General features: G+C 59.4%; 23 protein-coding genes. 6 read left to right on the plus strand and 17 right to left on the minus strand.

From position 1 onward, the window contains the following. Positions 1-46 precede the first annotated feature (46 nt). On the plus strand, positions 47-1,057 hold the full coding sequence (locus HNQ50_RS02380) for a nucleoid-associated protein (protein WP_184097163.1): 1,011 nt from the start codon (positions 47-49) through the stop codon (positions 1,055-1,057). Positions 1,058-1,124: 67 nt separating this feature from the next. On the opposite strand, the gene HNQ50_RS02385 is transcribed toward HNQ50_RS02380, so the two are convergent. Both HNQ50_RS02385 and HNQ50_RS02390 read right to left on the minus strand, forming a co-directional pair. Then, a complete protein-coding gene (locus tag HNQ50_RS02385; RefSeq protein ID WP_184097165.1) occupies positions 1,125-1,592 on the minus strand; it encodes a Dps family protein in 468 nt (155 codons plus the stop codon). A 255-nt stretch (positions 1,593-1,847) separates the two neighbouring features. Further along, positions 1,848-2,471 (minus strand): response regulator, encoded by a 624-nt coding sequence (locus HNQ50_RS02390; RefSeq protein WP_184097167.1) that lies wholly within the window; start codon positions 2,469-2,471, stop codon positions 1,848-1,850. Positions 2,472-2,923: 452 nt separating this feature from the next. On the opposite strand from HNQ50_RS02390, the gene HNQ50_RS02395 reads away from it, so the two are divergent. Together HNQ50_RS02395 and HNQ50_RS02400 are read left to right on the plus strand one after the other, a co-directional pair. Then, positions 2,924-3,622, plus strand: coding sequence for a response regulator transcription factor (locus HNQ50_RS02395; protein ID WP_184097169.1), 699 nt, complete (start codon positions 2,924-2,926; stop codon positions 3,620-3,622). A gap of 238 nt (positions 3,623-3,860) precedes the next feature. Next, a complete protein-coding gene (locus HNQ50_RS02400) occupies positions 3,861-6,986 on the plus strand; it encodes a ligand-binding sensor domain-containing protein (protein WP_184097171.1) in 3,126 nt (1,041 codons plus the stop codon). Between the two features lie 14 nt (positions 6,987-7,000). Here HNQ50_RS02400 and HNQ50_RS02405 read toward each other — a convergent pair whose 3' ends face one another. From HNQ50_RS02405 to HNQ50_RS02415, 3 genes are read right to left on the minus strand one after another with little or no spacing between them, the layout of a single operon-like run. Beyond that, complete coding sequence (locus HNQ50_RS02405; RefSeq protein ID WP_221302956.1) at positions 7,001-7,843, minus strand: alpha/beta hydrolase; 843 nt, start codon at positions 7,841-7,843, stop codon at positions 7,001-7,003. A 2-nt stretch (positions 7,844-7,845) separates the two neighbouring features. Continuing rightward, positions 7,846-8,460, minus strand: a complete 615-nt coding sequence (locus HNQ50_RS02410) for a hydrolase (RefSeq protein WP_221302957.1) — start codon at positions 8,458-8,460, stop codon at positions 7,846-7,848. A 24-nt stretch (positions 8,461-8,484) separates the two neighbouring features. Further along, entirely contained in the window at positions 8,485-9,414 is a 930-nt protein-coding gene (locus tag HNQ50_RS02415) for an alpha/beta fold hydrolase (protein ID WP_184097185.1), read from the minus strand. A gap of 290 nt (positions 9,415-9,704) precedes the next feature. Here HNQ50_RS02415 and HNQ50_RS22445 point away from each other — a divergent pair, with 290 nt between their 5' ends. Then, a complete protein-coding gene (locus HNQ50_RS22445) occupies positions 9,705-10,610 on the plus strand; it encodes a helix-turn-helix domain-containing protein (RefSeq protein ID WP_184097187.1) in 906 nt (301 codons plus the stop codon). A gap of 245 nt (positions 10,611-10,855) precedes the next feature. After that, on the plus strand, positions 10,856-11,122 hold the full coding sequence (locus HNQ50_RS02425) for a hypothetical protein (RefSeq protein ID WP_184097189.1): 267 nt from the start codon (positions 10,856-10,858) through the stop codon (positions 11,120-11,122). A 31-nt stretch (positions 11,123-11,153) separates the two neighbouring features. On the opposite strand, the gene HNQ50_RS02430 is transcribed toward HNQ50_RS02425, so the two are convergent. Next, complete coding sequence (locus HNQ50_RS02430; protein ID WP_184097191.1) at positions 11,154-11,774, minus strand: TetR/AcrR family transcriptional regulator; 621 nt, start codon at positions 11,772-11,774, stop codon at positions 11,154-11,156. A gap of 174 nt (positions 11,775-11,948) precedes the next feature. Here HNQ50_RS02430 and HNQ50_RS02435 point away from each other — a divergent pair, with 174 nt between their 5' ends. Further along, positions 11,949-13,493: an MFS transporter gene (locus tag HNQ50_RS02435; protein WP_184097193.1), complete on the plus strand. Its 1,545-nt coding sequence runs from the start codon at positions 11,949-11,951 to the stop codon at positions 13,491-13,493. A gap of 55 nt (positions 13,494-13,548) precedes the next feature. Here the strand turns inward: HNQ50_RS02435 and HNQ50_RS02440 are convergent, their stop codons facing one another. The 11 genes from HNQ50_RS02440 to HNQ50_RS02490 all read right to left on the minus strand — a co-directional run bounded on the left by HNQ50_RS02440 (position 13,549) and on the right by HNQ50_RS02490 (position 24,793). After that, entirely contained in the window at positions 13,549-14,190 is a 642-nt protein-coding gene (locus HNQ50_RS02440) for a VTT domain-containing protein (protein ID WP_184097195.1), read from the minus strand. A gap of 86 nt (positions 14,191-14,276) precedes the next feature. After that, on the minus strand, positions 14,277-15,128 hold the full coding sequence (locus HNQ50_RS02445) for a fumarylacetoacetate hydrolase family protein (protein ID WP_184097197.1): 852 nt from the start codon (positions 15,126-15,128) through the stop codon (positions 14,277-14,279). A 396-nt stretch (positions 15,129-15,524) separates the two neighbouring features. Then, on the minus strand, positions 15,525-16,628 hold the full coding sequence (locus HNQ50_RS02450; protein WP_184097199.1) for a mandelate racemase/muconate lactonizing enzyme family protein: 1,104 nt from the start codon (positions 16,626-16,628) through the stop codon (positions 15,525-15,527). 334 nt (positions 16,629-16,962) lie between these two features. Then, positions 16,963-17,292, minus strand: coding sequence for an L-rhamnose mutarotase (locus tag HNQ50_RS02455; RefSeq protein ID WP_184097201.1), 330 nt, complete (start codon positions 17,290-17,292; stop codon positions 16,963-16,965). Positions 17,293-17,296: 4 nt separating this feature from the next. Then, entirely contained in the window at positions 17,297-18,268 is a 972-nt protein-coding gene (locus HNQ50_RS02460; RefSeq protein ID WP_221302958.1) for a carbohydrate ABC transporter permease, read from the minus strand. Between the two features lies 1 nt (position 18,269). Next, positions 18,270-19,172, minus strand: coding sequence for a carbohydrate ABC transporter permease (locus tag HNQ50_RS02465; protein ID WP_184097203.1), 903 nt, complete (start codon positions 19,170-19,172; stop codon positions 18,270-18,272). 386 nt (positions 19,173-19,558) lie between these two features. Next, entirely contained in the window at positions 19,559-20,878 is a 1,320-nt protein-coding gene (locus HNQ50_RS02470; protein WP_184097205.1) for an ABC transporter substrate-binding protein, read from the minus strand. A 25-nt stretch (positions 20,879-20,903) separates the two neighbouring features. Next, complete coding sequence (locus tag HNQ50_RS02475) at positions 20,904-21,758, minus strand: amidohydrolase family protein (RefSeq protein ID WP_184097207.1); 855 nt, start codon at positions 21,756-21,758, stop codon at positions 20,904-20,906. Between the two features lie 2 nt (positions 21,759-21,760). Then, a complete protein-coding gene (locus tag HNQ50_RS02480) occupies positions 21,761-22,771 on the minus strand; it encodes an aldo/keto reductase (RefSeq protein ID WP_184097209.1) in 1,011 nt (336 codons plus the stop codon). After that, positions 22,768-23,874, minus strand: coding sequence for an ABC transporter ATP-binding protein (locus HNQ50_RS02485; protein WP_184097211.1), 1,107 nt, complete (start codon positions 23,872-23,874; stop codon positions 22,768-22,770). Before HNQ50_RS02485 ends, HNQ50_RS02480 begins: the two co-directional genes overlap by 4 nt. A gap of 181 nt (positions 23,875-24,055) precedes the next feature. After that, complete coding sequence (locus HNQ50_RS02490) at positions 24,056-24,793, minus strand: SDR family oxidoreductase (protein ID WP_184097213.1); 738 nt, start codon at positions 24,791-24,793, stop codon at positions 24,056-24,058. Between the last annotated feature and the right edge of the window lie 303 nt (positions 24,794-25,096).

Below are 25,096 nucleotides of genomic sequence, written 5' to 3' on the forward strand. Positions count from 1 at the left end.
CGCCGGGCAGCTTGTCCCTATCCGTGTTTCTCACCGCAGGTGCTTTATGTCTACCCAACCCGTCACCATCCGTGACCTGGTCGTTCATCAACTTATCAAAGAGGCCAACGGGCCGGCCAGTGTTGCCCTGCGCGACGCGGTATTGCCAGTGACGCCGGCAGGGCAGCGGTTGGTCGATCATCTGTGTCAGCAATATGTGGCGCGGCTGGGCAAGGGTTTTGGCAAGTTTGAAGAAGATGAAACCCAGTTTGCCGTGCCGGGTCTGGTGCGCGCGCATGTGATTGATCAGTCGATTGATTTCATCACGCTCACGCGCGGCATGATGTCCCAGTTGCAACTGCGTGCAGAACAAGAAGCCCTGGCGACCGGTGGTTTTGTGCTGTTTGCCCGTGGCAGGGACGAAGAAGCGGACTTCTTGCTGGTGGCACTGGTATCTGAAGTCATGGGCACCGCCATTACCGATGGCATGCACATTACCGATTCGCTGCATCTGGATATGAACACCCTGCGCGTGGCTGGCCGGGTTGATCTCTCCGCGTGGCAAAAAGGGCAGGATCGCTATCTGAGCTTTTTGAAAGGGCGCGGCGATGTCGCCGCGTACTTCAAGCTGTTTCTGGGTTGCAACGATGTCGTGACGGCGCTCAAGGAAACCCAGAAGCTGGTGCAGGGTCTGGAAAACTTTGTGGCGACCACCCAGTTGGGTCATGCCGCACGCGATGAATTGTTTGAACGTGCTCACGGTTATCTGGATGAACTGGGCAACGATGCCCGGTCAGTCAGCATTGCCGATGTGGCCGAGAAAATCTGGCCGGATGAGCCGGAAAAAATGCGCGAAACGCTGGCGGACGAAAGCCTGCAACTGAACGATGGCTTTGTGCCGGACCGCCGCGCCATCAAGCCACTCAAGCGCTTCAAGACCACGGCACCGGGCTGGAAGCTGGAGTTTGATCGCGGCGCCATCCGCTCGGGCGATGTGATTTACAACAAGAGCAACGACACCATCGTGCTTTACAACGTGCCGGAACAACTACGCAAAGACCTGGTGGGCGACGAGTAAACGATCGAGATCGCCAGAAACAAAAAGCCCCGCATTGCGGGGCTTTTTTTGTGTGTGTTACTTGGGCTTACTGCAACAGCGCGCGCAGCATCCACGCGGTTTTCTCGTGCGTTTGCAGGCGTTGGGTCAACAGATCATCGGTGGCCTGGTCGTTTACATTACCCACGGTATCAAGCAATTCACGCGCGGTGCGCACCACGGTTTCCTGGCCTTTGAGCAGAATGCGGATCATCTCGGTGGCTTCCGGCACGTTTTCCACGACTTCAACCCGCGCCAGTTTGGCAAATGCGCTGTAAGTACCCGGCGCCACAAAACCCAGCGCACGAATGCGTTCGGCAATCAGGTCTACCGCCAGTGCCAGTTCGGTGTACTGCCCTTCAAACATCAGGTGCAGCGTGTTGAACATGGGGCCGGTGACGTTCCAGTGAAAATTGTGCGTCTGCAGATAGAGCGTGTAGGTGTCGGCCAGCAGGCGGGACAAACCGTCGGCAATTTCCTTGCGGTCTTTTTCAGGGATACCCAGATGAAGTTCCATGACGCTTTCCTTTGAGGTGGCTTGTTTGAGGTGGATTGAAAACGGTAAGTTCTATGTGTCCATTATTGGCACGCAGAAGTTGCGTGGGAAATCAAAAATACCATCACCCATCATAGCTGCATGCTATGGGGCTTTCCGGCTGGTTTGATCAAACTTATGTGCGATCGCAAAACGGGCCAAACGGGCTATCTCTGGCGGCTGGACCCGTCTGGTCCCGTTTGGGCAAACAATGAGCCAGCACGGTCGTTTTACGCGTCAGTGCAAATCAAGAATCCCGCGCTTGAGTGCAATGGTCACCGCGTGGGTACGGTCGGTGGCAGAGAGCTTGGAGAGAATATTGGTCATGTGCGACTTGACCGTCTCTTCAGAGATAAACAGTTCGGTGCCGATACGCTTGTTGGATTTACCCAGCGCTGCCAGCCGCAGCACGTCTACTTCGCGGGTGCTCAGGGCTTCGTCAGCCATATGGTGTGCCAGATCATTGGCAATTTCTGGCGGAATGCGTTTCTGGCCGGCATGCACCATACGAATGGTGTCGATGAGTTCTTTGCGCAGCATGCTTTTCAACAAATAACCCGCCGCACCGGCCTTGATGGCACGCAGGGCCTGTACGTCGCCCTCATAGGTCGTCAGCACCACAATCCGGGCGTCCGGATATTCCTTGCGGATCTGCGTCATGGCGCTGATCCCGTTCATTTCCGGCATGCGCACATCCATGAGCGTGACGTCCGGACGATGCTGGCGAAACATTTCTACCGCCTGCAGGCCGTTACCGGCTTCGGCCACTACTTTCATGTCCGCTTCAAATTCCAGCGCGCCGCTGATACCCGCACGCAACAGCGGGTGGTCGTCGACCGTCATGATGGTAATGGCGTTCATGGTTCGTCCTGAATGTGGCCGGGTAAAGAGTTCTGACGGGCGTACCAGCGCCCGGCCTGTAGTGTTGCACGTGACGCAGGACATTGGCATACCCCTTTCAGGGGAATGTGACTGTCTCTGATACATGGCGGTACATCGCCAACACCTCAAAACCGTGACGCCGGTGCTGCCAGGGCACTCCGGGCATAGTCTGCTGACGTCGGGGCAAACTCGCGCGCAAGCCTTGCCCGTGTTCACTCCGGGAAAACCGGGCAGCGGCCACTAGCACGATCGTGGGGTTTCAAGTGCCTTCGCTTCGGGGATTTGCGGCTTGATACAAGTCTGTATCTTTCGGTTCGTGGCAAGCAAACAGCGCAGCAGAGACAGGATCAACAGAATCCCTCGATTGCATGCCCTCTGGATGGAGCCCGTGCAATGTATTCAAATCAGTGGAGTGTGTCATGAGAGCCGATATGTCAATTGAAGTAGAAGTCGCACACTGCGACCCGGTCATCGCCTGGGGACTGATGTCCATTCTTGCCGGCAACCCCGGCATCCTGGCCCGGTTGCGTGCAGGCGGGTCGCTGGACATGATGAAAGCCGATGTGCTGATCGCCGACTATGACTTCGCAATGGAATTTGTTCGCCGCCATAAAGGCAGCGCCCATTATCCCAGCCGCGCGCCCCGTGTCATGGTCATGACCGCACGTGATCTGGAGTGGGATGTCCACCAGGCCATGAGCCAGGGCGCGCACGGTTATATGACGTGCAGTTGCGACGCGCAGGAGCTGGTTTACGCGGTGGAAAAACTGGTGGAAGGCAGCCCGTATGTCTGCAAATCCATTGCCCAGAAACTGGTGAACAGCCTGGGTCATGAGTCACTCACCCAGCGCGAAATGGATGTCTTGCAGAACGTGGCGCTGGGGATGGGCAATCAGGCCATTGCCGAGACGCTGGGCATTTCTGCCGGCACCATCAAAACCCACGTCAGCGCCATTCTGTCCAAGCTGCGGGCCGCGACCCGGACTGAAGCCGTCGCCATTGCGCGTGCCCGTGGCCTGATCGGGGTGCCGGGGTTGCGTCATGCCGTACCCGTGCTCAGTGCCGGGATCAACGTGCCGGTGAACCTGGCCCGGCCGCCGCAGCACGCCGGGCTGGCCAGCGCAATCTGATGGATTGGGCGCATGAAATAAAATGAAGCCACGCCAGACCGGGTCACCGGCTGGCGTTGTTGTTTTCTGCCAACGGCCAGCATGGCGGGTTTTTCGTCCAGGCGCGTATTGGGGCAGGATGCAGTCGCATCTGTAACCAGATTCCCCCTTTCTCGCTATATTCCGCCAGTTGCCAAACCAGCACACTGCTGTGCGCGCTAACGTGTCATGGGCGTGCTAATCAGGATTTCCGCTCACCATGAATGGCCGATTCACATTACAAAAACACAAGCTGTGCAGTGTGCCTGATACGGTGATCCAGCAACCCGTTTTGTTGATGCTGTGGCGCTGGTGCGTCGCGCTGTGTTGCGCCTCGGTATTGGCCGGCCCGGTAGCCGCCGCAACGCTTTTGCCGCAACAGGAAAACAACTATCTGACCACCACGGTGTACCAGCACACCGGCTGGAAACACGTCGATGGCGCGCCGGGGTTTATCAATGCCATTGCCCAGACTGCGGATGGCTGGTTGTGGCTGGGTTCGGCCAATGGCTTGTTCCGCTTTGATGGCGTCAAGTTTGAGCAGATCACCGCGCTGGGGGGCAATCCGCTCAAATCCAACGTGATTTCCAGTCTGTATGCCGAGGGCAACACGCTGTGGATCGGCTACCAATATGGCCAGGCCAGTGTGTTTGACGGCAAGAGCGTGCGGCATTTTTCGGAGATGGATGGCTTGCCACCCGGCACCATCTTCGGCTTTGCGCGCGGGCCGGACGGCAAAATGTATATCGGTGGCAATGCGGGCGTAGGGCGGCTGGATGGTCAGCGCCTGGTACATATCTGGCCCAATGGCGGCTACGGTGGCTCGCAAGCGACCAAAATGTTCTTCGACCAGCATGGCTCGCTGTGGGTGAACGCTTATGGCGATATCCAGGTGAACACGCCCGGGGGCACCCGTTTTGAGACGGTTTACCGCTCGCCTGATGCCAGCATGTCCATCAGCCCGGACGGGCAGATCTGGATTGCCGGTAAATCACTGGGGCTGCTGCATTACGACCGGGCGCGCAAAACGTTCGATCCGGTCCTGCCCGCCGGCAGCAACAGCGGTCCGCTCTCGGTCGATTTTCAGCACAACGGCCAGATGCTGCTCAGCCGTATCGGCGCGATGGAGCTGGTCGAAAACCCGCAGTCCATGCGCTCGCTGGCCCGCATCACCGTGCAAAACGGTCTGAGCGGCGAGCATGTACTCAGTAATTTGCTGGAAGACCGGGAAGGCAATATCTGGGTGGGCACCACCGGCGGGCTGGATCGGCTGTATCTGGGCACCCTGACCCAGGTGGTCCTGCCGCCTGGCACCACGCAAACCGGTCTGACGGCGGGCGAAGACGGCAAGGTGTGGGTGACCAGCGATCACGATATCTCGCTGATGGAACTCGACCCGCAAGGGCATTTCAGTTATTCCGGTCTGTCCAGTATTACTGCCAGTGTGCGTGCGCCGGATGGCGTGGTGTGGTTTGGTTCTGAAACCGGCGTCTGGCGCAAGCGCGGCGATGAAATGCAGTTCTGGGCCTTGCCCAAAGACCTGACCGGCAAACCCATCATGGCCATGGCCCCGGCTGCCAACGGCAACGGCGTCTGGGTGTCGATCACGCGGCTGGGGTTGTTCTTGTTACAGGATGGGGAGTGGCGCAGGCGGGCTGGGCGGCTGGATATCCCGGATGTTTCGCCCTCATCCATGTTGCTGGATTCAAAAAAACGGCTGTGGCTAGGTTTTAGTGAAAGCCGCATCACCCTGGTCGACGGCGATCACGTGGTCAATTATGAATCGCGGGACGGGCTGGGTCTGGGCAATATCCTCAGCCTGTACGAGCGCAACGGCGTGCTGTGGGTCGGCGGCGAGACCGGCGTGGCGCGTCTGGTGGGACACAGCTTTGTGCCACTGCGTGACGCTGATGGCCGAAACTTTGCCGGGGTGTCCGGCATTGTGCAGCGGGCCACGGGGGAACTCTGGTTGTATGGCGTGGATGGCCTGCACCGCATCGATGCCAGCGTTATCGCTAAAGTGCTCAATGCCGGCCTGACCGAAGTTCCGGCGGAGCGTTTTGATTACCGCAATGGTCTGGTGGGGGTCCCGGCGCAACTGCGGCCGGTGTCCTCGTTGATTGAGGCCTCCGATGGCCGGATCTGGTATGCCACGGATGACAGTGTCGGCTGGCTGGACCCCGCGCATATTCGCCGCAATAGCGCCGTACCGCCGGTATATATCACGCGGCTCAAGGCCGACGATCTGACTTATCACGCCGATGACAGTGTGTCGCTGCCCAAGAACACCCGCAATGTGCAGATCAGTTTTACCGCGCTGGGTCTGACCTTGCCGCAGCGCATGCACTTCAAATATCAGCTCACCGGGGTGGATAGCCTTTGGCAAGACGCGGGCAACCGTCGGGAAGCGTTTTATACCAATCTGGCCCCTGGCAATTACCGCTTCACCGTGATGGCGGCCAACGAAGATGATGTCTGGAACGCCCAGGGCGCCAGCGTCGATTTTTATATTCCGCCCACGTTTATCCAGAGCCGCTGGTTTATTGCCTTGATGGTGATTGTCTTTCTGGCGCTGGGCGGTTTGCTGTATCTGTGGCGGGTGCGTTCCCTGACCACGCGCATGCGTGAGCGCATCCATGAACGGGTGCAAGAACGAGAACGCATTGCGCGGGCGCTACATGACACGCTGCTGCAAGGCGTGCAGGGGCTGATCCTTAGCGTGAACACCGCCACCCGTTATATGCGTACGGATTTTGAGCGCGGCGAGGCCATGATCGAAGACTCGCTCAATCACGCCGAATTGTTGCTCAGCCAGGGCCGCGACCAGGTGCGTGACCTGCGCAGCGGCAGCGAACTCAAACACGAGTTACCGCACGCGCTGACTGAACTGGCAACGCACCTGACCCGGCAGTACGGGATAGACATTTTTGTCACCAGCAGCGCGCAAAGCCAGCCCTTGCGCCAGGGCGCTGCGGCCGAGCTTTTTGCCATTGTGCGGGAGGCGCTCATCAACGCGGCCCGCCATGCTGGCGCACAATTTATCGAGGTTCAGGTCAACTACAGCCGGCGCTTTCTGATTTGCGAAGTGCGGGATGGCGGGCGCGGGATTTCAGAGCTTGAATTGCTGCACAACCAGCGAGAAGGCCATTGGGGTATTCCCGGCATGCGCGAGCGCGCACAAAAACTGGGTGGCGTGCTCTTCATTGAAACCCGGCCGGGTGAGGGCACTCTGGTGACCGTGGCCATCCCCGCCGGCAAGGTTTATCTGGCACCGGGCTGGGTGCTGCGCGGGTGGCGAGCGATATTCCGGCGTCCCCGGCGCTGGTCGGCAACGCCATCAGACTAAACACCGGGGGCTGGTCAAACCGGGGCCGACGGTGTTCGTGCGGCGATCCAGCGCAGCACGTCAGCCATCACCTCGGCCTTACCGATATCGTTGAGCGGATCATGCAAGCGCCCCTCATAGAGCTGGAGGGTTTTGTCCTGCGCGCCAGCGCGCTCAAAAAAATACTCGCTCCCGCTGGGCCGGGCCGCATTGTCGGCCGTGCCATGCAAAATCAGCAGCGGTAGAACCAGTGACGGGAAGGATTGTTTCAGGCGTTCATTGGCCCGCACCAGCGCCGCCACGGTTGCAAAAGGTTGTGCCTCTCCCTCAATCAAGGGATCGTCGTTCATGGTTTGCAGCACGTTCGGGTCACGGGAAAAATCCGCGTTCTTCAAACGCAGTGCCCGCGCCCGCGGGGCAAGATGGCTGATGCCTTTGAGCACTTGCAAGGCAAAGTCCGGTGCGGGCACCTCAAAGGCGAAGTCTTCACAAATCAGCCCCGCCAGTTCTGCGCCATGCTCCAGCGCATACAGGCAGGCGATGACGCCGCCGGCACTGTGGCCCAGCACAAATAGCGGCACGGCGGGCACCAGTGTCCTGGCATGCGCCACCAGCGCCGCCAGATCACTGACATAGTCGTCAAAGTGCTCAACGTAATAGCGCACGCCCCCCGATTTTCCGCGCCCGCGCAGATCCACCGCGCAGGCGGCATAACCTGCTGCGGCGCACTGCTCGCCCACCCATGGGTAATACCCGCTATGCGCGTTAAACCCGTGGCAAAAGGCGACCAGCGCGCGCGGCGGCTCATCGGGCAACCAGGCGCGGACATACAACGCGCCTGCACCGCCGCGAATGGTTTCTTCTCGCGTGCCCGCCACGTTCAGTGGCCTTCAATCGCAAAGAGAATGTCGGCAAAACCGGGGACGGTTTTTTCCCGGTTCCAGTCCCGCTGCAATTCACAAATCAATTGCACCCAGGACGTCGGCTGGGCACCGGCCTGAATCAGCCGTTGCAGACCGGCCTGATGCGCTTCCAGCGAGGTGCCGCCGACGCAATCGACCACCGGGTAAACCTCAAAGCCTTCGTGCAGCGCATCCAGTGCGGGGTGGACCAGGCAGACCTCGGTCCACAATGCCGCCATGATCAGCTTCTTGCGGCCGGTCGCTTTGACTGCGCGGTTAAAATCCTCGTCTTCCCATGCGTTGATGGACGTGCGATCAAGCACCTCCACGCCGGTCAGCACATCGGTGATCTGGTGGATGGTGGGCTGGTTACGACCGGTCTTGACGTTGACTGAGGTCAGTACCACCGGCATCTCATACAGTTTGGCAATCCGGGCCAGCGCGGTAATGTTGGCGACCAGCTCACGCTTGGAGCGCGAAGCAATGGAAGACACCTGGACGGGCTGGAAATCAATGATCAGGATGGCGGCGTTGTGTGGCGTGATCAGGTGATCGTCGGCAGCGTCGCGGGGCTTGGCGTAGGAAGTCATCATGTTCTCCTCAAGGCGTGAAAGGCGTTAGCGGCACTGACCGGCAGGCTGGTCGATAAAGCGGCGGATAGCTGCGACGGTCTGTGCGGGCTGTTCTTCCATCAGCCAATGACCAGAATCAGCGACGACAACTTGCTGCACATTGTCTGCGGCAAAGCGCATGACATAGGCCATGGTGGTGCCGAAGGAATGATCGCCGCCAATAGCCAACACTGGCATTTGCAAGCGGCCACGAGCGACCGATTGCCGGTTGTCGATCGCATCCTGATCAAACGCGGCAAATTGCAGGAAACCGGCGTGCATACGTCCCGGCTGGGCATAGAGGGCGGCATAGTGGCGGCGTGAGCTTTCCGGAAAATGCGCCGGGTCGGCAGAGAAATCATTCCAGAACCGATCCAGATAAATGCGTTCGCGCCCGGCCACAAGGCGTTCCATATCCGGCCCGCCGAAATGGAAATGCCACAACAACGGCGTCTTGAGGATGTCATCCCACGGGCCCACGCCGGGCACCGGGGCATCCATCATGATCAGGCGGGTGGTGCGGTCGGGGTGGGATTCGGCAAAAGCAAACGCAACCATATTGCCAATGTCATGGCCGACCACTACGGCCTGTTGCACCTTGAGCGCGTCCAGCACGCCGGCCACATCTTCAGCTTCATTCTTCTTGGTGAAGCCCGCCGTCGCGACCGCAGACAAACCCATGCCACGCAAATCCGGCGCAATCACCGTGTGGTCCCGCATCAATTCTGCGGCCAGCGGTGCCCACATATCGCCGGTATCACCATAACCATGCAGCAACACCACGGCCGGGCCGCTGCCACCCACCCGCACGTGGATGGTGGTGCCATTGGTGGCGATCTCCTGGGTCCGGAAAGTACTGGGGAACGTCGTTGAATCTGCCCATGCCGTGGCAGAGAGGGCCAGCAGGGCAGCCAGCAGCGTGAATGCGCGTTTCATTGCGATCCTCCTTTCGTTAGGTGATCGCATCAAAGCATCGTGAAAGCGGCGCATCTTGCTCGATTAATGTGTTTCCTGGCGAAAATTCGCCTTTTTTCGCGTTGTCTGGATGCGATTGGGCCCCCTGTGGCCGAAATGCCGCAATTTCAGACTAAAAAGGATAAGAACATTCAAGACCCGCCAAGCCAGGGTGGATTTATGCTTTAGTCAATTATTTGTTTGCTAATAGACAGATCACGGTAAGCTGATGTGCCCGGTTGGGAGCGGGACTTCTCCATGAGGAGCAAAACGTGCAATCCGATCTAGGTTACAGCCGCAACTTTGTAGAAAAGTTCAAGGCGGACTCGGTGTCGCAACTTATCACCCGGGGCCCCAAAACCTCACGCCTGCTGGTGTCACGCCTGCGCCGGGATACCCCCGGGCACGGCCTGGTGACGCCGCCGCAGGGCGATGCGGTGTTTTCGGTCATGTTGCAATTGCGTGAGCAAAAACAAAGAGAGCTGTTTCTGGATGGCCGCTGCATTCATCGAGGTTCTTATCCGGAGCGCACTACCAGCATCGTCAATCACCTGGAATTACCCTGCGCCAATCTGATCAGCCCGTTTGACAATCTGATGTTCACCATTCCGCAAACGGCGTTGAACGAAATTGCCGACGAAACGGCGGTGGCACGGGTGGATCACCTGTATTGCCCGCCTGGTGGCGTGATCGATGACACCGTCTGGCACCTGGGCAGCGCGCTGCTACCGGCACTGGAGCGCCCGCACGAAGTGAGCGCCATGTACGCCGAACACATCATGCTGGCGGCGTATACCTACTTTGCGCAGCAGTTTGGCGGTATGCGTGCGTCCAAAGAGCGGCCCGGCATGCTGGCGCCCTGGCAACTCAAGCGTGCGACCGAGGCCATGGCCTCGCAGCTTGATGAGGACGTTTCGCTCAAAATGCTGGCCGCCGCCAGTGGCTTATCCGTCAGCTATTTTATTCGGGCTTTCAAAGCCAGTACCGGTGATCCGCCGCACCGGTGGATGCTGCGGCACCGGATTGAACGCGCCAAAGCGCTGTTGAATGGTACGGAAGCCACCCTGGCGGAAATTTCCATCAGTTGCGGTTTTGCTGACCAAAGCCACTTCACGCGGGTGTTCAAATCCTTTGTGGGCGTCAGCCCGGCGGCCTGGAAACGCAGTATCCGTAGCTGATTTGGCGGTACGCCGTATTGGTCTGGGTGTAGAACGGGGGTTCGTCAGAACAAGCTGCGCGCTCACGGGCAACGGGTTCGGCAATGGGCGTATTTTGCGGTTTTTCATACTGGATTATGAAAATAAATATCAATAAAAATCAGTATGTTAAATAAATAAAAGTAAATCCGGAAAATAATGCTTGCGGCATGGGGAATGACTGGTTAAGAATGTATAGAACGATTGTTCTACACGAGGAACCAGCCATGCAAACCCGTACCCGTTTTCGTATGACCGACTCTGCCGCCATTCACAAACAAGTACTGCGCGTGCCGGCTGCCATCATTGAACACCTGGTGCAACAGGCCCGGGAAGATGCGGCATTTGGTATCCGCTGGTTGCATCAGGGTGACCTGGCCCGGATGGATTCCTCGCTCCAGGCCGATGCCGAGCGCTTGCTGGGCATGTTTGTCCGCATGAACGACGACGGCATGGTGACCGACATCGGCATGCGCCAGCAGATTCTGCACTGATCCCGTATTGAGACCGTCGTTGCAGTGTTCCTCAGGCTGACGTGGGTGGCGCGCTACAGAGCGCGTCCCACGCAATCAGCGTGGCATTGGCGATGCCCATCAGCACGTCACGATCCGCCCCATCCCGGGCCTGGATAGACATCCCCTGGCGCACGCTGGTCATGAAGGCGGTCAGCTGCTCGATATTGGCACTGGCGGCTATTTCGCCGGACTGCTGCGCCCGCAGTAGCCGTTGCCGCAAGAGGTTGGTAGAGCGCTTGCGCAGGTCGCACATATGCTGCGCCACACTGGCGTTCTCTGGCGTACAGTTCAGCGCCGATAACAGCACCATGCAGCCCGCTGGCTTGTCCGGATCAGAGAAATATTCAGCGGTAATACGCATGACGTTATAAAGCGCGGTGCGGATATCCGTGTCCGCGCTCAGGCTGGCGTTGATCTCAGCCCCTTCATTGGCGTCGTACTGTTCGACTGCCTCTTTGTACAAATCTTCCTTTGAGCCAAACGTGGCGTACAGGCTGGGCGAATTGATGCCCATGGCCTCGGTCAGCTGCGCCAGCGACGCGCCTTCATAGCCGTTGCGCCAGAACACATCCATTGCCTTGTACAGCGCCGCTTCACGATCAAAGCAGCGGGGGCGGCCTCGTTCTGCCATATCCGTTGGTCCTGAATTCTGTATTGATCAATACATAAAGTGGTTGACAGCAGCATTTGTATGCCGCAAATATATTTGTGTCGATCACTACAAAATTATGGCGACGCCGGACCAGCCTTTCAAGCCTGGCTTACAGATGGTCTGGCGCCATCCTCACGCATTCCCGGAGAAACCATGGACAACCCCATACAGGATCACCCCCACGGTCAATGGCTGGTGCTGGCGGCCGTGTGCCTTGCCGGCATGATGATGCCGCTGGCATTTACTGCGCCCGGCATTGCCTTGCCTGCCATCAGTCATGATCTGGGCGGCAACGCGCTCTCGCTGGGCTGGGTGGTAAACGCGTTTATTCTGGCGTTTGGCAGTGCCGTTATGGCGGCAGGCGCGCTGGCAGATCGCTTTGGCCGCAAACGCATGTTCGCTCTGGGCGTCACTGCGTTCGGGTTGATCTCTTTGGCGCAGGTATTTGTGCCGGATCTATTGACCCTGAACGTGCTGCGCGCCTTGCAGGGCGTGGCAGCGGCCATGGCCATGGCCGGGGGTTCAGCCTCTTTGGCTCATGTATTTGATGGCCCGGCGCGCACGCATGCCTATTCATTGTTGGGCACCAGTTTTGGTGCTGGCCTGGCGGTGGGGCCCTTGTGGGCCGGCTTTCTGATTGACCGTGTTGGTTGGCGCGCCATTTTTCTCACCTGCGTGGTGATGTCGATCCTGGTGTTGTTGTTTGGTGTGCCGCGCATGCCCGAATCCCGCGACCCCAATGCCAAAGGCGTAGACGTCTGGGGCACCGTGACCTTTACCGCCACACTGTTGTTGCTGACACTGGGTATTTTGCAAGGCCCGCAAAGCGGCTGGGCTAGCTGGCCGACCCTGCTGATGCTGGGGGGCGCGGTGGCCGCGCTGGTGGTGTTTATCCAGGTGGAACGCACCCATCCGCGTTCGATGCTGGATCTTTCCTTGTTCCGCAATGCGCGGTTTATTGGCGCACAAGCATTGCCTTCCGGTACGGCCTTCAGCTTTGTGGTGCCCTTGGTGATGCTGCCGGTACGCTTCATTGGTATTGAAGGCTACAACCCGGTCACTGCCGGTTTGATGATGGTGCCGCTCTCTGCGCCGATGCTGATCGTGCCACTGCTTGGCGCACTGGCGACGCGCTGGGTTGCCGCCAGCACACTGTGCCTGATCGGCTTTACCTTCTCTGCGGTGGGCCTTGTCTGGTTGGGGCAAATTGCACCAGGCGCCGCGCACGCCCAGTTTGTCTGGCCACTGTTGCTGATTGGTTTTGGCGCCAGTTTGCCGTGGGGCTTGATGGATGATCTGGCCATCAGCGTCGTACCCAAAGAGCGCGCCGGTATGGCTGCCGGGTTCTTTGCCACGGTACGGCTGGCCAGTGAATCCATCGCATTGGCCGTGGTTGCCGCCGTGCTGGCCGGCCTGTTGCAAATGGTGATCACGCAGCATGTCAGCGGCACACTACCGGTGGTGGACCTGGGTAACGCCCTGGCGGCAGGCGATCTGGCCGGGGCCAGCCATATTTTGCCGGGCGTCACGCACCACAACTGGTTGCGACTGTATGGCGAGGCTTTTCATCTGGTGACCTGGGTGCTGGCGGGCTTGACGCTGGCGGCGGGGCTGGTGGCGTTCTATACCCTGCGCCGCGCCCCGGCACACCAGACCGTGGCAGCGCAACTGGTGCCGGCGACCGAGTGCGCAAAGTAAGCCGTTACCCACAAAAAAGCCCGCAAAAGCGGGCTTTTTTGTGGGGCGCTGGTTTTCAGCGCAAGCGCGTTTTGATCAAGCGCCAGCCGCTGCTGACCACCAGCGCACCCAGGCCTAATGCCACACCCAAAATCGTCAGCGTGCCCATATGGTCGCGCAGGAACGGCGCATTGCCAAAGAAATAACCGGCGGTCACAAGGCTGCCGCTCCACAGCGCGCCGCCGCCCGCCACATAAAGCACAAAGCGGCGCGGGGTCATGGCGCTCATGCCGGCCACAAACGGCGCCAGCGTGCGGATCATGCCCAGAAAAGGCGAGATCAGAAAGGTGACGCCGCCGCGGCTTTCATAAAATGCGTGTGCTTTTTGCAGGGCAGATCGGTCCAGCCAGGCGTGGTCTTTGGCCAGCAAGGTGTAGCCGAGTTTTCTGCCAATGCGATAGTTGACCAGGCTGCCCAGCACCACTGCGGCAAACAGCAGCGGGATCATCACCGGCAAACTCAACAGTCCGCGCGCACAAAACGCGCCACACAACATGATCAGCGGATTACCCGGCAGAAAGAACAAGGGCAGAAAGGCAATCTCACAGAACACAATGGCAAACAGCAGCGCGTACACCGCGGCGCCGTATTGCAGAATCAGCCCACCCAGGTGCTGGTCTATATGCAAGCTGATATCAAGCAGTTGGGTCCAGGTCATGCGTGCGCCGGGCTTTGTCGGGTGGGCCAGCTCCGATCATAGCCGGGCTGGCGGGTCAGCAGTATACCGGCTGGCCCGCCGGAACGTCAGCGCGTCCAGGCCGCCAGCGTTTGTTGTTGCTCGCCCAGCCCGGCAATGCCCAGCCGCATGGTGTCACCCGGCCTGAGATACCACGGCGCCGGCTTTTGCCCCAAACCCACGCCGGGCGGTGTACCGGTGCTGATGATGTCGCCGGGGTAGAGCGTCATGAACTGGCTGATGTACGACACCAGCTTGGGAATGCCAAAGATGAACTGGGCGGTGCTGCTGTCTTGCACGCGGCGGCCGTTGACTTCCAGCCACAGGTTTAACTGATGCGGATCGGCCACAGCATCACGCGTGACCAGCCAGGGGCCGATGGGAGAGAACGTATCGCAGCCCTTGCCCTTATCCCACTGGCCGGCACGTTCCAGCTGGAACTCGCGTTCTGAGACGTCATTGATGACCACGTAGCCGGCAACGTAATTGAGCGCATCAGCCTCATCGACATAACTGGCCGCCGTACCGATGACCACGCCCAATTCCACTTCCCAGTCCGTTTTGACCGAGCCACGCGGGATGATCACATTGTCGTTAGGGCCGACGATGGAACAGGCCGGTTTCATGAACAGCACCGGCTCTGGCGGTGGCTCAAGCCCCGATTCACGCGCGTGGTCGGCATAGTTCAACCCCACGCAGATGATCTTGCCCACGCCGGCCACCGGGCAACCGATGCGCACATTTTGATCGACGGCGGGTAAACGGCTGAGATCGATGGCATCCAGTGCATTGAGGGTGACGGGATCAAGCTGTTTGCCGGTGATATCTGGCAACAGCATGGACAGATCGCGCAGTTGGCCATCGGCATCCAGCGCAGCGGGTTTTTCCTGGCCGATCGGGCCGTAACGCAGTAGTTTCATCTTGGGTTTCCGGTTGGTTTGGTCGTTGGGTTTAGCCGTTGTGGTTGGCAGTTGGGGTTGTTTTTGTTTTTTTCCTCCGATAGCGCCGAGCATCGCAGAGTGCCCCGGGGTTTCGACGAGGGGTGTTTGAGCGAAGCGAGTTCCTGCCCCTCGGGGGTACCCCCACAAAATCGATCATCCCATCGGATGACAGTGGCAGCGGGGCTGGAGACAGCCGGCCCTCACGAGAAGCACAGGGAACCCGCAGGGCGCTGTCGCTGGGGTCGCCTTTCTTTGGTTACTTTCTTTGGGGCCGCGGAGGTGGCGAAGCACCTCGGCGGCCCCAAAGAAAGTGACGTGCTCCGGCCACTGCCGGGTTGCAAACACTGCGCCGCAGGCGCTAAAAAGCTAACAAAATCAAGAGATCGCAGTTTTTACCAGGCACCGTTTCTCGACCTCCGCCCAATCCCACCCAACCCCCAACCCCGCCTCAGCAGGCGGCATCGCCATGCCGTCAACAATCCGGATCGGCTGGGTCGTCACATCATCCAGTTGTGGAATGTATTCCAGCCATGTCGCGTTGGGCATGGCAGAACACAAGCTCACATGTAATTCCATCAAAAAGTGCGGACACACCGCCAGGTTGTGGCAGGCGGCCATTTGCGCCACTTTCAGCCATGGCGTAATGCCGCCCACACGGGCGACATCCACCTGGACGATGGAACACGCCTGCTGCGCAACATAATCGGCAAACTGACCGGGGCTGTAGAGCGATTCGCCCACCGCAATGGGGATACGGCTGTGTGCAGCCAGTTGGCTATGCCCAGCCAGGTTATCGGCGGGCAGGGGTTCTTCCAGCCAGGCTAGATTGAGCGGTGCCAGCGCATCCGCCCGGCGCAGTGCCTCAGAAACGGTAAACGCCTGGTTGGCATCGACCATCAGTTCAAAATCATCGCCCACTGCCTCTCGCACCGCCTGCAAGCGGCGAACGTCTTCTGCCGCGCGCGGCTTGCCGATCTTGAGTTTGGCGCCCTTGAAGCCGGCGGCCTGTGCTGCCAGGGTTTGCTCCACCAGCGCCGCTTGCGGCAACTGCAACCAGCCGCCTTCTGTGGTGTACACCGGAACTTGTTCCTGGGCGCCGCCCAGCAATTGCCACAGCGGCAAGCTCGCGCGTTTGGCGCGCCAGTCCCACAGGGCGGTGTCGATAGCGGCCAGCGCCAGACTGGTGATGGCGCCGACGGCGGTGGCGTGGGTGTGGAACAGCAGATCGCGCCAGATGGCTTCGATGCGGGTGGGGTCTTTGCCAATCAGTTGTGGCGCCAGGTGATCTTTGAGCAGGGCGATGACGGATGAGCCGCCAGTGCCGATGGTGTAGCTGTAGCCGATGCCCTCTGAGCCATCGTCGCAGACGATGCGGACGATGGGGGTTTCTTGCGTGACGAAGGACTGGATGGCATCCGTTCTGATTGTTTTGGGGGGGAGGTTGATGAGGTGGATGTGGATGGAGGTGATTTTGGCCATGGTGATGTGGCTTTGCCTTTTTGCGAAAGACGGTTATTAGCGCCTTCGGCGCGAGTAAAAGCATTTACATACCCGGGGGTGCCCGGGAGCACCCTTCTTTTCTTTGTCTCGCCAGCCTCGGCGGCCCCCTCAATCAGTCGGGAGCCTAAGGTCTCCCTCCCCCAATCGGAAAAGTCCCTGAAAGGGGGAGAAGGTCAACAGCAACCACCCACACCGTCTGTACTCAGGATTGGGCGGGTTGCTTATCCACTACCTCGTCATTCCTGCGGAAGCAGGAATCCAGTCGGGGCCGGGACGGCCCCTTTGGGGGCATGAGTGCCGTGCCGGCCACACCTCAATCCAGATGAAACACCAACTCCATCCCCGCCCAATGCTCACCCGCACCACGGCTTGCCAGCGGCACCTGGCAAGGCGAGCACAGCGCCCACCAGCGTCTTGTTACATCCTGATCAGAGATGGACTGCATATCCGCCGCAAAGTCCGTGCCGTGGTATTCCCAATAACCAAACAACAGGCTCTCGGGTTCGCGCAAAAAGATGCTGTAGTTGTGCACATGGGCCGCCGTCAGTCCTGCCAGAATCTCTGGCCAGCAGGCGGCATGCAGCCGTTTGTACTCGGCAATGTGTTCCGGCTTGATGCCAATCACCATCCCCATGCGTTGCATGCGTTTACCCCTTTACGCCGCCAAACGTCAGCCCGGCAATCAGATGCTTTTGCACGATAAAGGTCAGGATCAACGCGGGGATGATGATGATGACCGCCAGCGCGCACATGCCGGCCCAGTTGATGGTGAATTGCGCGGTAAAGTCCATCAGCCCCACCGGCAGGGTTTTGGTGTCGGTGCTGCGGGTCAGTTGCGAGGCGAGGGCGAACTCGTTCCATGCGGTCAGAAAGGCAAAGATGGCGGCGGAGGCGATGCCGGATTTGGCCATGGGAAACTCCACCTGCCAGAACGCCTGCCAACGGGTGCAGCCATCTATCTCAGCGGCTTCCGCCAGTTCTTTGGGGATCTGCCGGAAGAACCCGTCAATCAGCCAGACCGAAAATGGCACGTTCATGGCCACGTAGACAATGATGGTGCCGACCTTGGTATCAATCAGCCCTAACCAGGACCAAAGGATGAACACCGGCAATGAGAGCGCAATGCCCGGCACGGCGCGGCTGAGCATCAGGCCGACAAACAGCGTTTTCTTGAAACGGAATTTGTAGCGGGCAAAGGCATAGCCACCGGCCAGCCCGATGGCGATGGCAATCACCGTGCTGGTCACGGAGATCACCAGTGAATTCACAAAATACGCCTTGACCGGAATCCCCGCCGTATCGCCCATGCCGAACACGTCGCGAAAGTTATCCAGGGTGTAGCTGGTGGCGGCAAAAATTCTGTCCCGCGCCAGGATGGCGACGTTGGTACGGAAAGCGTTCAGCATGACCCACAAACCGGGCAGCATGATCAGGCACATGGCGATGAACACACAGGCGCGCACGCCCCAGCGCAGCAGCAGCGCGGTGGGCAGCCAGGGTTCTTTGACCGGTTCATCTTCCAGCCTGGACAGTTCTGGCAGCGCGCCGCCGGGTGGGGCGGTTTCCAGCGTGCGTGCCAGTATCGGGTTGCGATCAACAGCAAGGGCAGACTGGGTCATGTCAGGCATCCACTTCGTTCAGGAACTGCCGGGAGGCATTGAGTTTGCGAAAGAAATGCACGGTAAAGGCAATCGACAACAGTACGGCCACATAAGACATGGCGTTGGCGTAGCCCATGCGCGCGTCTTCGTAACCAGCGCGGGCGGAGAGGGTCCAGATCAGTTCGGTACGGCCAGCCGGGCCGCCATTGGTCATGATCTTGACGATATCGAACGCGCGCCCGACATCCAGCGAGCGGATGGTCATGGCGATGTACACAAACGGCATCAGAAACGGCAGCGTGACATGGCGGAATGCCTGCCACGGCGTGCAGCCATCCACTCGCGCGGCTTCCAGCGGGTCTTGCGGCATGGCCATCAAGCCGGCCAGCAGCAAAATGGCAAAGACGGCGGTGGAGTTCCAGATTTCGGCACACGCCAGGGAAAAGAACGCCAGGTGGCTTTCCACCAGCCACGGAATGGCCTGGGTAACGCCGAACCAGTTTTGCAAGATATGGTTCACGATGCCGATGTTGTCGTTGAACATGAACTTGAACTGAAAACCCACCAGCACCGGCGAAAACATCATGGGGAACATCATGATGGTGCGCAGCAGGCGTTGCCCGCGCGTGACCTGGTTGACCAGCAAGGCCAGCGCCAGGCCAAACAGCATTTCCAGGTTAAGCACCACGGTCAGAAACAGCACCGTGCGGCCAAAGGCCCACCAGAAATCGCTGGAGCCAAAGAGTTTGATGTAGTTTTTGAACCAGACCACGTTCCAGATCGTCTCCGGCCGCACCAGCCGGTAACTGGTGAAGCTGGTGTAGAGCGAGAACAGCAGCGGCACCGCCACCACCAGCAAGATGACGATGAATGCCGGCAACAACAGGCGCGCTTCTGGCGGGAGTTTTCGCAACAGGTTCATGGCTTGAGGCCCGGTTGGTCTATGTCGTTACGTCGTAGTCCGGACCTCGGCGGCCCCATGAGGCCGAAGGCGGAAATCCGGGTTTGCGTTGCTTACAGGTTCTAGCCAGTATCGTCACCCCGGATTGCGCTGCGCTTCATCCGGGCTACCTCGCTGGTTATTCCACTGCATCGTCATTCCTGCGAAAGCAGGAATCCAGTTCTAAACAATTGCGCCGCAGGCGCTGACCTTGGTGTTCTTGCCCAGGAAGGCCACCTGCGGTGGCCGTGCTGGATTCCGGCTCAGGGCCGGAATGACGAAGTAGTGGTGTGCGAGGCGAGGTGGCACGCATAATCTGACCACCTCACACCTCACACCTCACACCTCACACCTCACACCTCACACCGTCACTTGTAATACCCGGCGTCATCCATCAACGCCTCAACCTTCTTCGCCGCATCGTCCAGCGCTTGTTTGCTGGTCTTGTCACCGACAATGGCCTTTTGCAGTTCTGGCCAGATGCTGTTGGAAACCTCAACCCATTCCGGGATCAGCGGCGGAGTGAAAGAATCCTCGCGCATGCCGGCGGCAAAGGTGTTGAACACATCGGTCAGGTACGTCTCGTTTTTGGCTTTGAACTCGGCCAGGGCAGCTTGCTGGGCGTCCAGCCGGGTGGGCATCAGGCCACGGCGGGCTTCCAGCATCTGGGCGTCAAAGCCGGTGATGAACATCAGGAAATCCGCAGCCGCCTTGGGGTTGTCGCAAGACTGGGTCACCGAGAAAGAGTGCGAACCAGACCAGCCCGTGCGCTTGCCGGAGGTGCCCTTGGGGGCGCGGATAATGCCGACATTGCCGGCCACCTTGCTGCTCTTGGGGTCGTTAAAGAAGCTGGCCCAGCCGCCCCAGTCCAGATCCAGCGCCACTGTGCCGCTGGCAAAGCCGTTGCCCAGGTCATCCCACACATAGTTGGGTGAGCCTTTGGGCACCGCACCGGATTTGTACAAATCCACAAACCAGCTCAGTGACTTCACACCGGCCGGGCTGTTGAAGGTGGGTTTGAAATTTTTGTCGAACAACTGCCCGCCGTTGGCCACCAGCATTTCGTAAAAACGGCCGGTGATCGCTTCGTCTTTACCGGCAAATTGTGTGCCGTAAAAATTGGGCGGTTTGGCAAAGAATCTGGCCTGCTGGGCCACTTCATCCCAGGTTTGCGGCGGGGCCAGATCCTTGCCATATTTGGCCTTGTACGCGGCTTTGTTGGCCGGATCGTCATAGGCCTTTTTGTTGTAATACAGCTCGCTGATGTCGGAGTGACGCGGGATTTCCAGCAACTTGCCCTTGATGGTGGATTGCTGGATCACCCGGGGCGAGAACTTGGCCACAAAGTCAGCCGGCACCAGCGGTTTGAGGTCACGGGTGATGCTGACGTACTGGGCGGCAAAGTTGGTGTGGTTAGAGAACAGACAGTAATCAATCTTGCCTGAGGCGATGTCCTGCTTCAGTTCCCGGTCCAGTTCAAAGTGGCTCTTGCTCGAAACAATCTGTACTTTGGCGCCGGTCTTTTTTTCCCATTCCGGAATCAACGTATACAGCGGTTCGTACTGCTCGCCGCCAATCAGCTTTACGCGCAGGGTATAGCCGTCATACGGGCCTGCCCAGGCTGCGGGCATGACCAGCGATCCAGCTACGGTCGATAACAGCGTCAGCGATGTCACAAAGTTCTTCATCTCAGGCCTCCAGAGTCGTTTGCATTCATGCTTTTGTGGTGTCCGGCGGCGAACTCGCCAGCCGGTAGAAGGCGACGGCGTTATCGCCCAGGATGGCTGCGCGCTCTGCGGGTGTCAGCGTGGCGAGCAATTCATCCGTGGTGTTGCACCAGCCGGCGTAATCGCCTGCCAGCCGCAACACCGGCCAATCGCTGCCCCAGATCAGCCGCTGCGGGCCAAAGTGGGACAGCAGATGTTCGCTATACGGGCGCAGGTGATCGATCTGCCAGTCGGTGGCAGCTTCGGTCACAAGGCCAGAGAATTTGCCGTGCACATTGGGTAGCGCGGCCAGCGCGGCGATGTCCTCGCCCCAGGGCGCGATGATCTGCCTGGCAATGTACGGTTTGGCGGCGTGGTCGATGACAATGGGCAATTCCGGGTAGCGCTGCGCAAACACCGCCAGATGCGGCAAGTGCCGGGGTAGTACCAATGCATCAAAGCTCAAACCGTGATCAATCAGGGCGCGGATGGCCGGTTCCAGTTTGGGCTGGAGTATCCAGCGCTCATCGTCCAGCGCTTGCAACATGGGCCGCACGCCCTTGAATTTGTCTTGTTCCGCCCATTTGGCAATACGGATGGCGGCTTCCCGTTCGGCCAGGTCGACCCAGCCCACCACCCCCAGAATGAACGGGAAGCGTGCGGCCAGATCGGTCAGGTAGAAGTTCTCGACAATGGAGGGTCGCGTTTGCACCAGCACCGTGCCAGCAATGCCATTGGCGGCCAGCAGCGGCTGCAGGTCCAGCGGCCGGAAGCTGCGGTAAATGGCCGTGAGATCGGGCGTAGGCCAGTCGTAACCGGCCAGTGACAAATCCCAGAAGTGCTGATGGGCATCGATGCGCATGGTCACGCCTCGCCCGGTACGGGGGCGGCTTCATGCAACAGGCCCCGTTGTTTGAGGGTTTGCCAGAAAGCAGCGGGGATAGCGTGTTCAAACCAGGCGCAGTTTTGCTGCAATTGCGCCAGCGTTTTGCCCCCGGGAATACAGGTGGCAACCGCCGGATGCGCCAGCGGAAACTGCAAGGCGGCGGCCGGTAGCGGCACCCCAAATTCATCACTCACCGCCTGGAGTGCGGCAACCCGTTCCAGCACCTGCGGCGGGGCATCGGCATAGTTGTATTTGCGGTTACCTGTCAGTACGCCAGAGTTGAACGGCCCGCCCAGAATGATCCCGACACCGCGTGCCACACAGTTTTCCAGAAAGGGGGAGAGCGTCTGTTGCTCCAGCAGCGTGTAACGGCCTGCCAGCAGGCAGCAGTCCAGGTCGAATACCTGCATCACGTCGTGGACAATTTCCCACTCGTTGACACCCAGCCCGACGGCCCGGATTTGCCCGGCGCTGCGCAGTTCAGCCAGCGCGCGCAAACCGCCGCCGGCGGTGAGCTGGTTGAAGTAATGATCATGCCGATCACCATGCGTGGTCCGGCCAATGTCGTGTATCAGCAGGATGTCGATATGCGCCATGCCCAGCCGCTGCTGGCTGTCTTCATACGAGCGCAGGATGCCTGTGTAGCTGTAGTCGTAATGCGGTTCAAATGGCAACGGGTTCACCCAGCCGTTTTCGTCGCTTTGCGGATTGCCCGGTTTAAGCAGTCGGCCCACTTTGGTCGACAGCACAAATTCACCGCGTGCCCGATCGCGCAGCGCGTGACCAAAGCGATGTTCCGACTTCGTATAGCCGTAGTAAGGCGCGGTATCGAAATACCTCAGGCCGGCATCCCACGCGCCATCAATTGCCGCGCGGGCATCAGGCTCACTGACATCGTGGTACAACCCGGCCAGCGGCGCACCGCCCAGGCCAAAGGCAGTCACCTGAATGCCGCTGCGCCCCAATACGCGCCGGTCGGTGACTTTCATTGCACCACCTCTGGCGCGGCGGCCTCTGCCGTCAGCGCAATGCGCGCTTCGGTGGCGTGATCAAACAAATACGCTTTGCCCGGCTGCGGGCTCAGTTGCAACACCTGGCCAGCCGCTGCGCTGATGCGGTCGCGTACCGTGGCGCACAACTCGGTCTGGCCCAGTTTCATGATCAGGTGCGTATCCGCGCCGGTGGGTTCAATGACGCGGACCGTGGCATTCAGACCGTGCCCGTCAATCACTTGCAGGTGTTCTGGCCGCAAGCCCAGCCACACCTTTTGCCCGACCGCGCCGATTTCCTGCGCGCTGACTTGCCAGTGCTGGCCGTCCTCCAGATCAATCACCGTGCCGCCTGCCGCGTGGCGCAGCGTACCCGGCAGGAAATTCATGGAGGGCGAGCCAATAAACCCCGCGACAAACTTGTTGGCCGGGTTGTCGTACAGTTCCAGCGGGGTGCCGACTTGCTCAATCAGACCGTCATGCAGCACCACAATCCGGTCTGCCATGGTCATGGCTTCAATCTGGTCGTGGGTGACATACACCGACGTGGTTTTCAGTTGCTGGTGCAGCGCCTTGATATCCGCGCGCATCTGCACGCGCAATTTGGCATCCAGGTTGGATAAGGGCTCATCAAACAGAAACACCTGCGGATCACGCACAATGGCCCGGCCCATGGCCACGCGCTGGCGCTGCCCACCAGATAACTGGCGTGGAAAGCGTTCCAGCAAATGGCTTAGCCCCAACATGGCCGCAGCCTGGTCCAGCCGACGCTTGATTTCATCTTCGGGCTGTTTTTTAAGCCGCAGTGCAAAGGTCATGTTTTCCCCTACCGTCATATGCGGGTAGAGGGCGTAATTCTGGAACACCATGGCGATATCCCGATCGCGCGGCGGCAAGCCGTTGACCACGCGATTGCCAATGCGGATCTGCCCGCCGGAGATTTCCTCCAGCCCCGCCAGCATGCGCAATAGCGTGGATTTGCCACAGCCCGACGGCCCGACCAGCACGACGAATTCGCCATCCGCAATTGCCAGATCCACGCCGTGGATGATGGCGGTATCGCCGTAGCTCTTTTTAACCTGATGCAACGTAACTGAAGCCATGGGTGTTTCCTGTGAGGGGTGAGGCGGGAGGAGTGAGGTGTAAAAGCCTGCGTGCCAGGCTGGTTTACCGTGTGCATCACTCCTGGTGTGCTCCGCTCGTTCCTTGTTTATTCCAATTCAACTTGTCATCGGTGACGGGTTGGTTTTCAAGGTTTTACCCCTTCCTCCTTACGCCTCACACCTAGATCGTGACGCCGCCATCCACCGACAACGCCGCGCCGGTGACAAACTTCGATTCGTCGCTGGCCAGGTACACCAGCAAGGGGGAGATATCGTCGACGGTCGCCAGCCGGCCCATGGGCTGGCGGGCAATAAAGTCTTTTTCTGCCTGCACCGGGTCTGCCGCGCTGGCAATGCGGCCACGCAGGGAAGGGGTATCCACCGTGCCCGGACAAATACAGTTGCAGCGGATACCCTGTTTCACAAAATCTGCCGCCACGGCCTTGGTAAAGCCAATCACCCCGGCTTTGGTGGTGCCGTACACAAAGCGGTTGGGGAACCCTTTCAGGCTGGACGCCATGGACGCCATGTTGATGATGGCCCCGCCACCGTGTTCCAGCATCCCCGGCAAAAACGCCCGGGTAACGCGGAACATACTGCTCAGGTTCAGATCGACGCTGAAATCCCAATCGTCCTCGCTGCATTGCAAGATGCTGCCGTTGTGGACAAAGCCGGCGCAGTTGAACAGCACATTGACCGGGCCGATATCTGCCGCAGCCAGCGCAACCTCGGCGCTATTGCGCACATCCAGCACGCGGGTGCGGATGCCTGGGTGATCCAGCGTTGCCAGTGCCTCAGCATTGATATCCGTGGCCCACACCTGCGCGCCCTCTTGTGCAAACGCCAACGCCGCCGCCCGGCCCATACCCTGACCGGCCGCCGTGAGGAAAGCCGTTTTGCCAGCAAGTCTTTGTGTCATTGCACCTATCCCAATGTTGCTGTTGCTGTTGCTGTTGCTGTTGCCTTTGATCTTGCCGTTGCCGTTCTTTTTGACTTTTTCCCCGTCAAGGCTCAGCGCCGAAGGAGTGGAGGGAGACCTTAGGCTCCCGACCGACTGAGGGAAGCCCGGAGGGCCGCCAAGCCAGGGTCGCCTTTCTTTGCCTACTTTCTTTGGCGAAGCAAAGAAAGTAGGGTGCTCCGGCCACCGCCGGTATCAAATGCCTTTCAAACCCGCGCCAAAGGCGCTAACAACCAGGTTCTCGCCAGAGAACGGGGCCAAAAC

Source organism: Silvimonas terrae (genome assembly GCF_014202765.1).
Classification (GTDB): Bacteria; Pseudomonadota; Gammaproteobacteria; order Burkholderiales; family Chitinibacteraceae; genus Silvimonas; species Silvimonas terrae.

Bases quoted from the DNA above. Each gene is read 5' to 3' on its own strand.
- HNQ50_RS02380 (WP_184097163.1), top strand. From the start codon at position 47: ATGTCTACCCAACCCGTCACCATCCGTGACCTGGTCGTTCATCAACTT.
- HNQ50_RS02385 (WP_184097165.1), bottom strand. From the start codon at position 1,592: ATGGAACTTCATCTGGGTATCCCTGAAAAAGACCGCAAGGAAATTGCC.
- HNQ50_RS02390 (WP_184097167.1), bottom strand. From the start codon at position 2,471: ATGAACGCCATTACCATCATGACGGTCGACGACCACCCGCTGTTGCGT.
- HNQ50_RS02395 (WP_184097169.1), top strand. From the start codon at position 2,924: ATGTCAATTGAAGTAGAAGTCGCACACTGCGACCCGGTCATCGCCTGG.
- HNQ50_RS02400 (WP_184097171.1), top strand. From the start codon at position 3,861: ATGAATGGCCGATTCACATTACAAAAACACAAGCTGTGCAGTGTGCCT.
- HNQ50_RS02410 (WP_221302957.1), bottom strand. From the start codon at position 8,460: ATGATGACTTCCTACGCCAAGCCCCGCGACGCTGCCGACGATCACCTG.
- HNQ50_RS02415 (WP_184097185.1), bottom strand. From the start codon at position 9,414: ATGAAACGCGCATTCACGCTGCTGGCTGCCCTGCTGGCCCTCTCTGCC.
- HNQ50_RS02425 (WP_184097189.1), top strand. From the start codon at position 10,856: ATGCAAACCCGTACCCGTTTTCGTATGACCGACTCTGCCGCCATTCAC.
- HNQ50_RS02430 (WP_184097191.1), bottom strand. From the start codon at position 11,774: ATGGCAGAACGAGGCCGCCCCCGCTGCTTTGATCGTGAAGCGGCGCTG.
- HNQ50_RS02435 (WP_184097193.1), top strand. From the start codon at position 11,949: ATGGACAACCCCATACAGGATCACCCCCACGGTCAATGGCTGGTGCTG.
- HNQ50_RS02440 (WP_184097195.1), bottom strand. From the start codon at position 14,190: ATGACCTGGACCCAACTGCTTGATATCAGCTTGCATATAGACCAGCAC.
- HNQ50_RS02445 (WP_184097197.1), bottom strand. From the start codon at position 15,128: ATGAAACTACTGCGTTACGGCCCGATCGGCCAGGAAAAACCCGCTGCG.
- HNQ50_RS02450 (WP_184097199.1), bottom strand. From the start codon at position 16,628: ATGGCCAAAATCACCTCCATCCACATCCACCTCATCAACCTCCCCCCC.
- HNQ50_RS02455 (WP_184097201.1), bottom strand. From the start codon at position 17,292: ATGCAACGCATGGGGATGGTGATTGGCATCAAGCCGGAACACATTGCC.
- HNQ50_RS02460 (WP_221302958.1), bottom strand. From the start codon at position 18,268: ATGACCCAGTCTGCCCTTGCTGTTGATCGCAACCCGATACTGGCACGC.
- HNQ50_RS02465 (WP_184097203.1), bottom strand. From the start codon at position 19,172: ATGAACCTGTTGCGAAAACTCCCGCCAGAAGCGCGCCTGTTGTTGCCG.
- HNQ50_RS02470 (WP_184097205.1), bottom strand. From the start codon at position 20,878: ATGAAGAACTTTGTGACATCGCTGACGCTGTTATCGACCGTAGCTGGA.
- HNQ50_RS02475 (WP_184097207.1), bottom strand. From the start codon at position 21,758: ATGCGCATCGATGCCCATCAGCACTTCTGGGATTTGTCACTGGCCGGT.
- HNQ50_RS02480 (WP_184097209.1), bottom strand. From the start codon at position 22,771: ATGAAAGTCACCGACCGGCGCGTATTGGGGCGCAGCGGCATTCAGGTG.
- HNQ50_RS02485 (WP_184097211.1), bottom strand. From the start codon at position 23,874: ATGGCTTCAGTTACGTTGCATCAGGTTAAAAAGAGCTACGGCGATACC.
- HNQ50_RS02490 (WP_184097213.1), bottom strand. From the start codon at position 24,793: ATGACACAAAGACTTGCTGGCAAAACGGCTTTCCTCACGGCGGCCGGT.